At 71.4% G+C, this 13,377-nt stretch carries 14 protein-coding genes; 12 read left to right on the top strand and 2 right to left on the bottom strand.

What is annotated here, in order from left to right; all coding sequences use genetic code 11:
* Window positions 1–16: 16 nt before the first annotated feature.
* The 3 genes from oadA (at window position 17) to FIU88_RS14700 (ending at window position 5,106) form a co-directional block, all read left to right on the top strand.
* Complete coding sequence (gene oadA, locus FIU88_RS14710; protein ID WP_152479725.1) at window positions 17–1,828, top strand: sodium-extruding oxaloacetate decarboxylase subunit alpha; 1,812 nt, start codon at window positions 17–19, stop codon at window positions 1,826–1,828.
* Window positions 1,829–1,842: 14 nt separating this feature from the next.
* The gene (locus FIU88_RS14705; RefSeq protein WP_026068249.1) at window positions 1,843–3,165 is read left to right on the top strand and encodes a sodium ion-translocating decarboxylase subunit beta; all 1,323 of its coding nucleotides are present in this window, start codon (window positions 1,843–1,845) and stop codon (window positions 3,163–3,165) included.
* Between the two features lie 138 nt (window positions 3,166–3,303).
* The gene (locus FIU88_RS14700) at window positions 3,304–5,106 is read left to right on the top strand and encodes a lysophospholipid acyltransferase family protein (RefSeq protein ID WP_152479724.1); all 1,803 of its coding nucleotides are present in this window, start codon (window positions 3,304–3,306) and stop codon (window positions 5,104–5,106) included.
* Here FIU88_RS14700 and FIU88_RS14695 read toward each other — a convergent pair.
* Both FIU88_RS14695 and lexA read right to left on the bottom strand, forming a co-directional pair.
* Window positions 5,047–5,673 carry a YigZ family protein gene (locus FIU88_RS14695; protein ID WP_152479723.1) on the bottom strand — a complete coding sequence of 209 codons (627 nt, stop codon included), beginning with the start codon at window positions 5,671–5,673 and terminating at the stop codon, window positions 5,047–5,049. The genes FIU88_RS14700 and FIU88_RS14695 overlap by 60 nt on opposite strands.
* Window positions 5,673–6,140, bottom strand: coding sequence for a transcriptional repressor LexA (gene lexA / locus FIU88_RS14690; RefSeq protein ID WP_016853518.1), 468 nt, complete (start codon window positions 6,138–6,140; stop codon window positions 5,673–5,675). Before lexA ends, FIU88_RS14695 begins: the two co-directional genes overlap by 1 nt.
* Window positions 6,141–6,342: 202 nt before the next feature.
* Here lexA and ccmA point away from each other — a divergent pair, with 202 nt between their 5' ends.
* The 9 genes from ccmA to ccmI are packed head-to-tail and all read left to right on the top strand — an operon-like array spanning window position 6,343 to window position 13,374.
* The gene (gene ccmA / locus FIU88_RS14685; protein WP_152479722.1) at window positions 6,343–6,987 is read left to right on the top strand and encodes a cytochrome c biogenesis heme-transporting ATPase CcmA; all 645 of its coding nucleotides are present in this window, start codon (window positions 6,343–6,345) and stop codon (window positions 6,985–6,987) included.
* Window positions 6,974–7,705 (top strand): heme exporter protein CcmB, encoded by a 732-nt coding sequence (gene ccmB / locus FIU88_RS14680; protein WP_152479721.1) that lies wholly within the window; start codon window positions 6,974–6,976, stop codon window positions 7,703–7,705. Before ccmA ends, ccmB begins: the two co-directional genes overlap by 14 nt.
* A gap of 13 nt (window positions 7,706–7,718) precedes the next feature.
* Window positions 7,719–8,459, top strand: a complete 741-nt coding sequence (locus tag FIU88_RS14675) for a heme ABC transporter permease (protein ID WP_152479720.1) — start codon at window positions 7,719–7,721, stop codon at window positions 8,457–8,459.
* Entirely contained in the window at window positions 8,459–8,677 is a 219-nt protein-coding gene (ccmD, locus tag FIU88_RS14670; RefSeq protein WP_152479719.1) for a heme exporter protein CcmD, read from the top strand. The genes FIU88_RS14675 and ccmD overlap by 1 nt, the downstream gene beginning before the upstream one ends.
* Complete coding sequence (ccmE, locus tag FIU88_RS14665) at window positions 8,674–9,162, top strand: cytochrome c maturation protein CcmE (RefSeq protein ID WP_152479718.1); 489 nt, start codon at window positions 8,674–8,676, stop codon at window positions 9,160–9,162. Before ccmD ends, ccmE begins: the two co-directional genes overlap by 4 nt.
* Window positions 9,163–9,174: 12 nt before the next feature.
* Window positions 9,175–11,166 (top strand): heme lyase CcmF/NrfE family subunit, encoded by a 1,992-nt coding sequence (locus tag FIU88_RS14660; protein WP_152479717.1) that lies wholly within the window; start codon window positions 9,175–9,177, stop codon window positions 11,164–11,166.
* Window positions 11,163–11,693: a DsbE family thiol:disulfide interchange protein gene (locus tag FIU88_RS14655; RefSeq protein WP_152479716.1), complete on the top strand. Its 531-nt coding sequence runs from the start codon at window positions 11,163–11,165 to the stop codon at window positions 11,691–11,693. The genes FIU88_RS14660 and FIU88_RS14655 overlap by 4 nt, the downstream gene beginning before the upstream one ends.
* Window positions 11,681–12,148 (top strand): cytochrome c-type biogenesis protein, encoded by a 468-nt coding sequence (locus tag FIU88_RS14650; protein WP_152479715.1) that lies wholly within the window; start codon window positions 11,681–11,683, stop codon window positions 12,146–12,148. Before FIU88_RS14655 ends, FIU88_RS14650 begins: the two co-directional genes overlap by 13 nt.
* Window positions 12,145–13,374: a c-type cytochrome biogenesis protein CcmI gene (gene ccmI / locus FIU88_RS14645; protein ID WP_152479714.1), complete on the top strand. Its 1,230-nt coding sequence runs from the start codon at window positions 12,145–12,147 to the stop codon at window positions 13,372–13,374. Before FIU88_RS14650 ends, ccmI begins: the two co-directional genes overlap by 4 nt.
* Window positions 13,375–13,377: the final 3 nt, after the last annotated feature.

The following is a 13,377-nucleotide window of genomic DNA, read 5'->3' as shown; positions in this document are numbered from 1 at the left end:
ACGACAAGGAACTCCCATGACGGAGAACGCTCGCCCGCTGGGCATCACCGATGTGGTGCTACGAGACGCCCACCAGTCCCTGTTCGCCACCAGGATGCGTCTCGACGACATGCTGCCGATCGCCGAGAAGCTCGACCGGATCGGTTTCTGGTCGCTGGAATCCTGGGGTGGGGCGACCTTCGACGCCTGCATCCGCTACCTGGGCGAGGATCCCTGGGAACGGATTCGCGCGCTGAAGGCGGCCATGCCCAACACCCGCCAGCAGATGCTGCTGCGCGCCCAGAACCTGCTCGGCTATCGCCACTATGCCGACGACGTGGTCGACCGCTTCGTCGAGCGCGCCCGCACCAACGGCGTCGACGTGTTCCGCGTCTTCGACGCCATGAACGACCCGCGCAACCTGGAGCGCGCCATCCAGGCGGTGCGCGCCAACGAGGGCCACGCCCAGGGCACGCTGTCCTATACCCTGAGCCCGGTGCACACCCTCGACGGCTGGGTCGAGCTCGGCGAGCGCATCGCCGCCATGGGCGCCGATTCCCTGGCGATCAAGGACATGGCCGGCTTGCTCAAGCCCTACGACGCCTACGAGCTGGTCTCGCGCCTGAAGCAGGCCGTGGACATCCCGATCCACATGCAGTGCCACGCCACCACCGGGCTCTCCACCGCCACCGCGCTGAAGGCCATCGAGGCCGGCATCGACAACGTCGACGCCGCCATCTCCTCGATGTCGATGACCTACGGCCACAGCCCCACCGAATCGCTGGTGGCGATGCTGCAGGGCACCGAGCGCGACACCGGCCTCGACCTCGAGGCGCTGGAGGACATCGCCGGCTACTTCCGCGAGGTGCGCAAGAAGTACGCCGCCTTCGAGGGCTCGCTCAAGGGCATCGACTCGCGCATCCTGGTGGCCCAGGTGCCGGGCGGCATGCTCACCAACATGGAGAACCAGCTCAAGGAGCAGGGCGCCGGCGACCGCCTCGATGACGTGCTGCAGGAGATCCCGCGGGTGCGCGAGGATCTCGGCTACATCCCGCTGGTCACGCCGACCTCTCAGATCGTCGGCACCCAGGCGGTGATGAACGTGATGATGGGTGAGCGCTACAAGTCGATCTCCAAGGAGGTCCAGGCGCTGCTCAGGGGCGAGTACGGCGCCGCGCCGGCGCCCTACAACGCCGAGCTCCAGGCCCGCGTGCTGGAAGGCGGCGAGCCGATCACCTGCCGCCCGGCCGATCGCCTCTCCCCGGAAATGGACCGGCTGTCCGCCGAGCTCAAGGAGAAGGCCGGCGCGGAGGGCATCCGCCTCGCCGAGGGCGAGCGCGAGATCGACGACGTGCTGACCTATGCGCTGTTCCCCCAGATCGGCCTCAAGTTCCTCAAGCATCGCGACGACCCCGACGCCTTCGAGCCGGCGCCGAGCGCCCCGGCGGCCCGGTCCGACGCGTCCTCGGCCCAGGCGCCCGCCGGTGGCCCGGAGACCTACACCGTCACCGTCAACGGCAAGTCCTACGTGGTCGAGGTCGCCGAGGGCGGCGAGATCGAGCACATCCAGGAGCAGGGCGGCGGCGCCGTTTCGACCGCCTCCGCGGCGCCGGCGGCCTCCTCGGGCGCCGCGTCGCCCGGCGAGACCATCAGCGCGCCGCTCGCCGGCAACATCTTCAAGGTCAACGTCAAGCCGGGTGACCGGGTCGCCGAGGGCGACGTGGTGATCATCCTCGAGGCCATGAAGATGGAAACCGAAGTGCGCGCGGCCAGCGCCGGCACCGTGTCGGCGGTGAACGTCGGCGAAGGCGACAGCGTGGCCGTGGGCGACGCCCTCGTCGTGCTCTAGAGGACGGACCCATGATCGACAAGATTCTGACCCTGTGGACCGGCTCGGGGCTCTACAACCTGAGCCTCGGCCAGGCGGCGATGATCGCCGTCTGCCTGCTGCTGCTGTGGCTGGCCATGGCCAAGAAGTTCGAACCGCTGCTGCTGGTGCCGATCGGCTTCGGCGGCATCCTGGCCAACATCCCCGAGGCGGGGCTGGCGCTGTCTGCCGCCGAGCAGGCGGCCCATCTGGGGCGCCCGGAGCTGCTTCGCGAGCTGGCGGCGTCGCTGCAGATGACCCTGGCCCCGGGCGGCGACGTCGAGGCCTGGCGCCACGGCCTCGAGGAGGTGCTGCACGGCGATACCGCGCCGGAGCTGATCCGCGCCGCCAACGACGTGGCCCTGGGCGCCGGCTTCGCCCACGGCATGCTGTACCAGTTCTACAGCGTGGCCATCGCCTCCGGCATCGCGCCGCTGGTGATCTTCATGGGCGTCGGCGCCATGACCGACTTCGGGCCGCTGCTGGCCAATCCGCGCACCCTGTTCCTCGGCGCCGCGGCGCAGTTCGGCATCTTCGCGACCCTGATCGGCGCGGTGGGGCTGACCGCCATGGGCGTGATGGACTTCACGCTCAACCAGGCCGCCGCCATCGGCATCATCGGCGGCGCCGACGGCCCCACCTCGATCTACGTCTCGAGCATCCTGGCGCCGGAGCTGCTGGGGGCCATCGCGGTGGCATCCTACTCCTACATGGCGCTGGTGCCGCTGATCCAGCCGCCGATCATGCGCGCCCTGACGTCCAAGGGTGAGCGCGAGATCGCCATGACCCAGCTGCGGCCGGTGTCCAAGCGCGAGAAGATCGTCTTCCCGCTCAGCCTGCTGATCCTGGTGGTGCTGTTCCTGCCGGATGCGGCGCCGCTGCTGGGGATGTTCTGCTTCGGCAACCTGATGCGTGAGTGCGGCGTGGTGGAGCGGCTCTCCGATACCGCCCAGCACGCGCTGATCAACACCGTGACCATCTTCCTCGGCCTCTCGGTGGGCTCCAAGCTGATGGCCGACCGCTTCCTGGCCGTGGAGACCCTGGGGATCCTCGGGCTCGGCATGGTGGCCTTCGCCATCGGCACCGCCTGCGGCGTGCTGATGGCCAAGCTGCTCAACGCGGTCAGCAAGACGCCGATCAACCCGCTGATCGGGTCCGCCGGGGTCTCGGCGGTGCCCATGGCGGCGCGGGTGTCGAACAAGGTGGGGCTGGAGTCCAACCCCCACAACTTCCTGCTGATGCACGCCATGGGGCCCAACGTGGCCGGCGTCATCGGATCGGCGGTGGCCGCGGGCGTGATGATCAAGTATCTCGGCTGAGCCCGTTTCGCCATGAGCCCGCCACACGGCGCCCCTCGGGGCGCCGTGTCGCGTTTCGGGGCGCCATCTTCCTGTCACCTTCCGGCCCTAGCCTGAGCACAACGGCGCCGCGACGGCGTTCGGCGAGGAGGGGACGGCATGATCGATATCGAGCGGGCCCTGCGCGACAAGGCCCCGGGGCTGGCGGCCCGGCCGCCCTGGCTGTTCGGGCCGCTGGTGGCGGGGCTGCGGCGCCTGGTACACGAACGCGAGATCAACGACTTCCTGGCCCGGCACGGCGAGCTCGGCTGGTGCGAGTTCATCGACCGGGTGTTCGAGCATCTCGATGTCGGCTACACGCTGTCGTCGAAGGATCGCGAGCAGATCCCCGAGACCGGGCGGGTGGTGGTGGTCGCCAATCACCCGCTCGGCGCCCTGGACGGCCTGGCGCTGCTGCGGATGGTGGCCGAGGTGCGTCCCGACGTCAGCATCCTGGCCAACGATCTGCTGCTGCAGCTGGCGCCGCTGTCGGACGTGATCGTGCCGGTGGACAACCTCTCGCGGCGCGGGCTGCGCCGCAGCCTCGCGCGCATGACCGAGGCGCTGGAGGCGGAGCGGGCGGTGATCGTCTTTCCCGCCGGCGAGGTCTCCCGGGCCGGGCCGCGCGGGGTGCGCGACGGCAGGTGGCACTCGGGCTTCCTGCACGCCGCGCGGCGCACCAACGCGCCGCTGCTGCCGGTCCACGTTCGCGGCCGCAACTCCTCGCGCTTCTATGCCCTGACCTCGCTGCGCAGCGACGTCGGCACGCTGCTGCTGCCCGGGGAGATGTTCCGCCAGCGCGGCCGACACATCGCCCTGCGGGCCGGCGGGCCGATTCCGCTGGCGCAGTTCGATCGCGACGACCTGGCCACGCCGGTCAAGCTCAGGCTGCTGCGCAAGCACGTCTATCGGCTGGGGCGCGGCAAGCGCGGCGTGTTCGTCGGCGAGACCGGCATCGCCCGCCCCGAGCCCCGGCAGGCGCTGCGCGAGGAGCTGCGCGACGCCGAGTCGCTGGGCGAGACGGCCGACGGCAAGCGCATCCTGCTGGTCGACAGCCATCCCGACTCGGCGGTGATGCGCGAGATCGGCCGGCTGCGTGAGGTCGCCTTCCGCCGGGTGGGGGAGGGCAGCGGCCGCAAGCGCGACCTGGACGAGTTCGATGCCTATTACCGCCACCTGGTGCTGTGGGACGACCGCGACCTGGAGATCGCCGGCGCCTATCGGCTCGGCGAGGTGGGGCGGATCCTCGAGCGCCACGGCATCGAGGGGCTCTACAGCGCGACCATCTTCCATCTGGAGCAGGCGCCCTGGACGCAGTGGCGCCACGGCCTGGAGCTCGGCCGCAGCTTCGTCCAGCCGCGCTACTGGGGGCGGCGCAGCCTGGACTATCTGTGGGTCGGCCTCGGGGCCTACCTGCGTCGCCATCCCGAGGTGCGCTGGCTGTTCGGGCCGGTGACCCTGCCCAACCATCTGCCGCTCCTGGCCAAAGAGCTGCTGGTGAGCTACTACCGCCACTACCACGGGGACGGCGACAGCCGGATACGGCCGCGGGCGCCCTGGCGGCTCTCGCCGGCCGGGGAGCAGGAGGCGGCGCGGCTGTTTCGCGGTGACGATGCCAAGGAGGACTTCCAGCGCCTGCGCCACGGGCTGCAGGCGCTGGGGGCCGGCGTGCCGGCCCTCTACAAGCAGTACACGGAGGTCACCGAGCCCGGCGGCACGCGTTTCCTGGCCTTCGGCGTGGACACCGCCTTCGGCTACTGCACCGACGGCTTGGTGGCGGTGGACCTGGCGCGCCTGAAGCCGGAGAAGCGGGCGCGCTATATCGGCGCGGAGGGTGAGGCGGGCAGCGCCGGGCGGGCGGCCTCAGGCGGCGTCGGGGTCGAGGGCCTCGAGGCGCCCCTTGAGGCGGGAGGTGAGCGCTGAGAGATCACGCTCGGTATCCCGGGGCCAGCCCAGCGTCAGCACCACGCCGTCGGCGGCGTAGTCGGCGGCGTCCACCGGGATGTCGCGCTCGGCGCACCAGGCCCGGGCCTGGGCCTCGCCGGCGAAGTCGACCTTCAGCCGCAGCGGGTCGCGCTCGGTGACCTCGCGGGTCGGCAGGGTCTCCAGCGCCTCGTTCACCGCCTGGCCGTAGGCGCGCGCCAGGCCGCCGGTGCCGAGCTTGGTGCCGCCGAAGTAGCGGGTCACCACGCAGCCCGCCTGGCCGATGCCGGCGCCTTCCAGCACCTGATACATCGGCCGGCCGGCGGTGCCGCCGGGCTCGCCGTCGTCGGAGAAGCCGATGGCGTTCTGTTCGCCGGGCGGGCCGGCGATGAAGGCGCTGCAGTGGTGGCTGGCGTTGGGATGCGCGCGCCGGGCCTCGGCCAGCAGCGCCTCGAAGGCGGCGGTATCCGGGGCATGGCAGACCCAGGCGATGAAGCGGCTCCTCTCCACCTCGAGCTCGGTCTCGCGCCACTCGCCGGCGGGCAGGTCGGGAACGGGGTAGCGCATCAGGCGGCCAGATCCGTCTGGCGCACCACGCCCATCACCAGCCCCAGCACCTGGATGTCGCTGTTCTTCAGGTGAATGGGTGGCATGGCCTCGTTGGCCGGCTGCAGACGCACGCCGGACTTCTCGATGTAGAGCTTCTTCAGGGTGACCTCCTGGTCATTGATCATCACCACCGCGGTCTCGCCGTTCTCGGCGCTCTCGCGACGTTCGATGATGATCACATCCCCGTCGAAGATGTTGCAATCGATCATCGAGTTGCCGCGCACGCGCAGCGCATAGGTGTTGCGCTTGACCATGCGCCTCGGCACCTCGACGCTGCCGGCATCGATGCAGGCGTCGATGGGCACGCCGGCGGCGACGCTGCCCAGCAGCGGCACCTCCACCAGGTCGCGGTCATCGAGCGGAGCCCAGGATTCGGCGATGGGCAGGTTGGGCTGGCGGAGCAGGTACTGGGGGGCGAGTGACATGCGCGGCATCTCCCGTCGGCGGTGACTGTTGATACATACAGTACTTGGCCAGCATAGCAGGCGGTCGATATCTGGCAAGGGCGACCTTTCCACGCGACCGTGATGCAGGTCAGGCGCACCGGCCGTGGCCCGGGCGTCGGCTGGCGATGAAAACCCTTTCCGTGTAGAGTGCCGGCCATGTGATCCGCGCCTGGAGAGTGCCTTGAGCCTGCGCCTGAACGCCCGCCGGCTGGCCTGTGAACGTGACGACCGCTGGCTGTTTCGCGATCTCGATCTGGAGATCCGCGCCGGCGAGATCCTGCGCGTCGAGGGCCCCAACGGCAGCGGCAAGACCACTCTGCTCAAGATCCTCTCCGGCCAGCTGATGGATCACGAGGGCGAGGTGCTGTGGAACGGCATCCCGCTGCGCCGGGCGCGGCGCGACTTCCTCGCCAGCCTGCTGTATCTGGGCCATGCCCCGGGGGTGAAGGCGGCGCTGACGCCGCTGGAGAACCTCGCCTGGTATCAGGCGCTGGCCGGCGAGCACGGCGATGAGGCTGCGCGCCTGGCGGCGCTCGAACGGGTCGGCCTGGCCGGCTTCGAGGACCTGCCCGCCGCCCAGCTGTCCGCGGGGCAGCAGCGTCGCGTGGCCCTGGCGCGGCTGGAGCTGACGCCGCGCCCGCTGTGGGTGCTCGACGAGCCCTTCACGGCCATCGACCGCGACGGCGTGGCCGCCCTCGAGGCGCGCCTCGAGGCGCACACCGCCCGCGGCGGCAGCGTGCTGGTCACCACGCACCACGCGCTGCGGGCCTCGACGCGCCAGCGCCGCCTGACGCTGGGCGAGGGAGGCGGCGATGTCGCGCGCTGACTCGCGGTCGACGCCGTTGCCCGGGGCCGGGGAACCGGCCGGCCGGCTCGCGGTCGCCTGGCGGGCGACGCTGCATCGCGACCTGGTGCTGCGGCTGCGTCGCCCCGGCGAGGTGCTGAACCCGCTGGCGTTCTTCGCCCTGGTGATCACCCTGTTTCCGATCGGCATCTCGCCGGAGGCCCCGCTGCTGGCGACCATCGCCCCGGGCCTGCTGTGGGTGGCGGCGCTGCTGGCGGCGCTGCTGTCGCTGGACGGCGTGTTCCGCGACGATGCCGAGGACGGCAGCCTGGAACAGCTGCTGCTGTCGCCCCAGCCGCTGCCGCTGCTGGCGCTGGCCAAGGTGGCGGCGCACTGGCTGCTGACCGGCCTGCCGCTGGCGCTGATGGCGCCGCTGCTGGGCGTGATGCTGTCGCTGCCGGCGGGCAGCTACGGCGTGCTGGCGCTGTCGCTGGCGCTGGGCAGCGCCAGCCTGAGCCTGATCGGGGCCATCGGCGCCGCGCTCACCGTGGGCGTGGCCCGCGGCGGGGTGCTGCTCTCGCTGCTGGTGCTGCCGCTCTACATCCCGGTGCTGATCTTCGGCGCCGGCGCCGTGCAGTCGGCGATCCTCGGCGGCGGCGTGACGGCCCATCTGGCCATCCTCGGCGCCCTGCTGGCGGCGTCGCTGATCTTCGCGCCCTACGCGATCGCGGCGGCGCTGCGCATCAGTCTCAACGGTTGAGGAATCGACTGCCATGTGGGCCTTCCTTCACAAGCTCGGCTCCCCCAAGGGGTTCTACGCCATCACCGCGCGCTGGCTCACGCCGCTGTGGCTGGCGGCGGTGGCGCTGATCCTGGCCGGTGGCGTCTGGGGGCTGGCCTTCGCCCCCGCCGACTACCAGCAGGGCAACAGCTTCCGCATCATCTACGTCCACGTGCCGGCGGCCTTCCTCGCCCAGTCGATCTTCGTCGCCATGGCCGCGGCCGGGCTGGTGTTCATGGTCTGGAAGATCAAGCTGGCCGACATGGCGGCGGCGATGATGGCGCCGCTGGGCGCCGGCATGACCTTCGTGGCGCTGTTCTCCGGGGCCGTGTGGGGCGTGCCCACCTGGGGCACCTGGTGGCAGTGGGACGCCCGGCTGACCTCGATGCTGATCCTGTTCTTCCTCTATATCGGCGTGATCGCCCTGCGCGGCGCCTTCGTCAGCCGCGACGGCGGCGCCCGGGCGGCCTCGGTGCTGGCCATGGTGGGGGTGATCAACATCCCGATCATCAAGTTCTCGGTGGACTGGTGGTACACCCTCCACCAGCCGGCCAGCTTCTCGATCACCGAGAAGCCGGCCATGCCGGCCGAGATGTGGCTGCCGCTGCTGCTGATGGTGCTGGGCTTCTACGCGTTCTTCATCGCCGTGACCCTGACCCGCACCCGCAGCGAGATCCTGCGCCGCGAGTCGTCCAAGCGCTGGGTGCGCGCGCTGGTCGAGGAGGGGCGCTGATGGCCTTCGAGTCGCTGTCCGCATTGCTCGCCATGGGCGGCCACGCGCCCTATGTCTGGAGCGCCTACGGCGCCACCGCCGCGCTGCTGCTGGGCGTGGGCTGGCACGCCCGTGCCGAGCGCCGCCGGGTGCGGCGCGACCTCGAGCGCCGGGCCCGCCGCGAGCGGCGCCAGGCCGAGGCGGCCGACGCTTCCCACGATGAGAGGCTGTCCCGATGAGAGCCAAGCGCAAGCAGAGACTCTACGCCATCCTGGGGCTGGTCGCGCTGGCCGCCATCGCCGTGGGCCTGACGCTCTACGCCCTGCGCAGCAACATCAACCTGTTCTTCAGCCCGGTGCAGATCGCCGAGGGCCAGGCCCCGCTGGCGCGCTCGATCCGCGCCGGCGGCATGGTCAAGGCAGGCAGCGTGGCCCGGGACCCGGACAGCCTCGACGTCGCCTTCACCGTCACCGACTACGTCGAGGACCTCGAGGTGCGCTACAGCGGCATCCTGCCCGACCTGTTCCGCGAGGGGCAGGGCGTGGTGGTGGTGGGCGAGCTGCAGCCGGCAGGCTGGCTGCGGGCCGACAAGGTGCTGGCCAAGCACGACGAGAACTACATGCCCCCCGAGGTCGCCCAGGCCCTGGAAGACGCCGGCTATGCGCCGGAGGACTATCAGGACAAGGCCGCCGAGACGAGGCAACGGCTCGAGGCCGAGGACTGACCCGGAGACGCCATGCTGACCCCGCTGATCCCCGAAATCGGCCACTTCGCGCTGATCATCGCGCTGCTGATGGCCGCCCTGCAGGCCAGCGTGCCGCTGGCCGGGGCGGCGACGCGTCGGCCGCTGTGGATGGCCTATGCCCGGCCCATGGCCGCCGGCCAGTTCCTGTTCCTGGTCGTCGCCTACGCCTGCCTGACCGCGAGCTTCCTGCTCGACGACTTCAGCGTGTCCACCGTGGCCGAGAACTCCAACTCGCTGCTGCCCTGGTACTACAAGGCCAGCGCGGTGTGGGGCAACCACGAGGGCTCGGTGCTGCTGTGGAGCCTGATCCTCGGCGTCTGGACCTTCGCCGTCAGCCGCTTCTCCCGCGAGCTGCCCCGCGACATGCTGGCCCGGGTGCTGGGCGTGATGGGGCTGGTCTCCACCGGCTTTTTGACCTTCGTGCTGGTGACCTCCAACCCCTTCGCGCGGCTGCTGCCCAACCCGCCCGCCGACGGCGCCGATCTGAATCCGCTGCTGCAGGACATCGGCCTGATCATCCACCCGCCGATGCTCTACATGGGCTACGTGGGCTTCTCGGTGGTGTTCGCCTTCGCCATCGCGGCGCTGCTCGGCGGCCGCCTGGACGCCGCCTGGACCCGCTGGGCGCGGCCCTGGACCAACGTCGCCTGGGCCTTCCTCTCGGTGGGCATCGCGCTCGGTAGCTGGTGGGCCTACTACGAGCTGGGCTGGGGCGGCTGGTGGTTCTGGGATCCGGTGGAGAACGCCTCGCTGCTGCCGTGGCTGGCCGGCACCGCGCTGATCCACTCGCTGGCGGTGACCGAGAAGCGCGGCGCCTTCAAGAGCTGGACGGTGCTGCTGGCGATCTCCACCTTCTCGCTGTCGCTGCTGGGCACCTTCCTGGTGCGCTCCGGGGTGCTGACCTCGGTGCACGCCTTCGCCAACGACCCCTCCCGGGGGCTGTTCATCCTGGCGCTGCTCGGCCTCACCGTGGGCGCCTCGCTGCTGCTGTTCGCGCTGCGCGCCCCCCGGGTCAGCCAGCGGGCCGGCTTCACCTGGCTGTCCCGCGACGCCCTGCTGCTGGTCAACAACATCCTGCTGGTGATCATGACGGTCACCGTGCTGCTCGGCACCGTCTATCCGCTGCTGCTCGATGCCCTCGACCTCGGCAAGATCAGCGTCGGCCCGCCCTACTTCAACGCCCTGTTCGTGCCGCTGACGGTGATCCTGTGCCTGTTCATGGGCATCGGCCCGCTGGCCAACTGGAAGCGCACCCGGCCCCGCGAGCTGGTCCGTCGGGTGTGGCTCGCCGGCGGCGTGGCGCTGATCATCGGCCTGCTGGCGCCGCTGCTCCACGGCGGCGAGTGGAACCTCAAGGTCACGCTGGGGCTGGTGGCGGCGCTGTGGGTGGTGCTGCCGCTGGTGCGCGACCTGTGGACGAAGAGCCACCACAGCGAGGGGCGCCTGGCCGGCCTGCGGCGGCTGTCGCTGGCCCACTGGGGCATGGTGCTGGGCCACCTGGGCCTGGCGGTGACCATCGTCGGCGTCACCGTGGTGTCGAACTACGCCGTGGAGCGCAACGTGCGCATGGCGGTGGGCGACAGCGTCGAGGTGGGCGGCTACACCTTCGCCATGACCGAGCTCGGCCATCGCCGCGGGCCGAACTTCGTCGCCGACACGGCGCGCCTCGAGGTGCGTCGCGGCGACCGCGAGCGCGGCTTCGCCATGACCCCGGAGAAGCGCGTCTACATCGCCCGCGGCATGCCGATGACCGATGTGGCGCTGCGCCCCGGGTTATTTCGCGATCTCTACGTGGCCATGGGCGAGGACCTGGGCGACGGCAGCTGGGCGCTGCGCATCCAGGTCAAGCCCTTCGTGCGCTGGCTGTGGCTGGGCGCGCTGCTGATGGCGCTGGGCGGCGTGCTGGCGGTGGTCGATCGCCGCTACCGGCGCGCCGCCACCGCGCCCGACCCCGAACGCCACGCCCGGGAGGTGAACGCATGACGCGTCGTCTGTTGTTGCTGCTGCCGCTGGCCGGCTTCCTGGTGCTGGCGGTGTTCCTCTACCGCGGGCTGTCGATCGATCCCGCCGAGCGCGACTCGGCGCTGATGGCCGAGCCCTTCCCGGCCTTCACGCTCACCACCCTGGCAGACCCCGAACGGACCCACGACGCGTCGCTGCTGACGGGGCGGGTCACCCTGGTCAACGTCTGGGGCGAGTGGTGCCCGACCTGCAAGCAGGAGATGCCCCAGCTGCTCGAGCTGGCCGAGCGCGGCGTGCGCCTGGTCGGGGTCGACTACAAGGACACCCGCGAGAAGGGCCGCGAGTTCCTGTCCGAGTTCGGCAACCCCTTCGAGGTCAACCTGTTCGATCCCGAGGGCAGCCTGGGCTTCGACCTCGGCGTCTACGGCGCGCCGGAGACCTTCCTGGTCGACGCCGAGGGGGTGATCCGCTATCACCACACCGGCTACATCACGCCCCAGGACGTCGAGCGGGTGATCCTGCCGGAGGTGGCGACATGGCAGGACTGATCCGTGCGCTGCTGATGCTGGCGCTGCTGGCGCCGGCCCTGGCGCAGGCCGCCATCGAGGTGCGCGAGTTCGACGACCCGGTGATGCGCGAGCGCTTCGAGTCGCTCACCGCGACCCTGCGCTGCCCCAAGTGCCAGAACCAGGCGATCGGCGACTCCGACTCGCCGATCGCCGGCGACATGCGCGAGCGCGTCCATGAACAGCTGCAGGCGGGGCGCTCCGACAAGGAGATCCTCGACTTCATGGTGCGCCGCTTCGGCGACTACGTGCTCTACAACCCGCGCCTCGAGGGCCGCACCCTGCTGCTGTGGGGGCTGCCCGCGGCCCTGGTGCTGGGCGGCGGCCTGCTGGTGGCGCTGCTGGTTCGCGCGCGCCGGCGCGCCTCGGCCGGCCGGCTCTCCGACGAGGAACGCGCCCGGCTGGACGCCCTGCTCGAGCGGGAGGATGACCGATGATCGCGCTGTGGATCGCCTTCGCCCTGCTGCTGGTGCCGGCGCTGTGGCTGCTGGTGCTGCCGCTGCGGCGCGCCGGCGCGGTGGCCCGTGCCCTGGCCGATGACGAGGCCAGCGATCGCACCGAACGGCAGAACGTCGCCGTCTACCGCCGTCGCCTGGCCTCCCTCGAGGCCGCCCGCGACCGCGGCGAGATCGATGCGGCGCGCTTCGACGAGGACCGCCTCGAGCTCGAGCGCAGCCTGCTCGACGACACCGCGACCTCGGCCCGCTCGCCGCTGAAGCCCGCCCGCGCGGGGCGCTGGCTGGTGCCGCTGGCGATGGTCGCCCTGGTGGTGGCCAGCGCCAGCTGGTATCGCTGGGAGGGCGCCGAGGGCGACCTGGCGCTGTATCGCCTCCAGCAGCAGGTGATGGCCGACCCCGAGGCCTCGCTGCCCCGACTGCTCCAGCGCCTGGAGGCCGAGGCCGCGCGCCAGCCCGACAACCCCAACGTCTGGCGCTCGCTGTTTCCGCTGTATCGCGACAGCGGCCGCGTCGATCGGGCCGATCACGCCCTGACCCGGCTGCTCGACCTCGAGGGGCGTCGCCCCTGGCTGCTGGCCGAACTGGCCCAGTTGCGGTATTTTGCCGCCGGCCGCGAGCTGACCCCGAACGTGCAGGCGCTGGTCGACGAGGCCCTGGCCGCCGATCCGGCCCAGCCGACGGTGCTCGGCCTGCTCGGCATCGAGGCCTTCGAGAACGCCGACTACGAGACCGCCATCGAGCGCTGGCGCCGGGCCATCGCCGGCATGAACGACGCCGAGTCCGCCGAGGCGCTGCGCCAGGGCATCCGCACCGCCCAGCGCCGCCTGGGGCAGACGCCCGAGGCCGCCGAGGGACCGGGCATCCGCGTGCGCGTGAGCCTGGCGCCCGAGCTGGCCGATCGTCTGGCCCCGGACACCGCGGTGTTCGTGGTGGCCCGCGACACCGCCGGCGAACTGCCGCCCCTGGCGGTGGCGCGCACCACGCTGGGCGCGCTGCCGACCACCCTGACCCTCGACGACGGCGACGCCATGGCGCCCATGGCCCGGCTGTCCCAGGTCGAGGAGGCGCGCCTGGTGGCACGGGTCTCGGCCAGCGGCCGGGCCGATCCGCGGCCCGGCGATCTCGTCGGCCGACGCGCCCCGGCGGCGGTCGGCGAGAACGGCGGCGACCCGGTAGAACTGATCATCGACACCATCGTGGAATAACGC

The organism is Halomonas sp. THAF12, assembly GCF_009363675.1.
Classification (GTDB): Bacteria; Pseudomonadota; Gammaproteobacteria; order Pseudomonadales; family Halomonadaceae; genus Halomonas; species Halomonas smyrnensis.
Note: the sequence above shows the minus strand (reverse complement) of the source record. Positions and strands in the feature narration are given on the sequence as shown.

What these genes read in the sequence shown, in the direction of transcription:
- oadA (WP_152479725.1), top strand. Translation starts at nt 17, where the DNA reads ATGACGGAGAACGCTCGCCCGCTGGGCATCACCGATGTGGTGCTACGA.
- FIU88_RS14700 (WP_152479724.1), top strand. Translation starts at nt 3,304, where the DNA reads ATGATCGATATCGAGCGGGCCCTGCGCGACAAGGCCCCGGGGCTGGCG.
- FIU88_RS14695 (WP_152479723.1), bottom strand. Translation starts at nt 5,673, where the DNA reads ATGCGCTACCCCGTTCCCGACCTGCCCGCCGGCGAGTGGCGCGAGACC.
- lexA (WP_016853518.1), bottom strand. Translation starts at nt 6,140, where the DNA reads ATGTCACTCGCCCCCCAGTACCTGCTCCGCCAGCCCAACCTGCCCATC.
- ccmB (WP_152479721.1), top strand. Translation starts at nt 6,974, where the DNA reads ATGTCGCGCGCTGACTCGCGGTCGACGCCGTTGCCCGGGGCCGGGGAA.
- FIU88_RS14675 (WP_152479720.1), top strand. Translation starts at nt 7,719, where the DNA reads ATGTGGGCCTTCCTTCACAAGCTCGGCTCCCCCAAGGGGTTCTACGCC.
- ccmD (WP_152479719.1), top strand. Translation starts at nt 8,459, where the DNA reads ATGGCCTTCGAGTCGCTGTCCGCATTGCTCGCCATGGGCGGCCACGCG.
- ccmE (WP_152479718.1), top strand. Translation starts at nt 8,674, where the DNA reads ATGAGAGCCAAGCGCAAGCAGAGACTCTACGCCATCCTGGGGCTGGTC.
- FIU88_RS14660 (WP_152479717.1), top strand. Translation starts at nt 9,175, where the DNA reads ATGCTGACCCCGCTGATCCCCGAAATCGGCCACTTCGCGCTGATCATC.
- FIU88_RS14655 (WP_152479716.1), top strand. Translation starts at nt 11,163, where the DNA reads ATGACGCGTCGTCTGTTGTTGCTGCTGCCGCTGGCCGGCTTCCTGGTG.
- FIU88_RS14650 (WP_152479715.1), top strand. Translation starts at nt 11,681, where the DNA reads ATGGCAGGACTGATCCGTGCGCTGCTGATGCTGGCGCTGCTGGCGCCG.
- ccmI (WP_152479714.1), top strand. Translation starts at nt 12,145, where the DNA reads ATGATCGCGCTGTGGATCGCCTTCGCCCTGCTGCTGGTGCCGGCGCTG.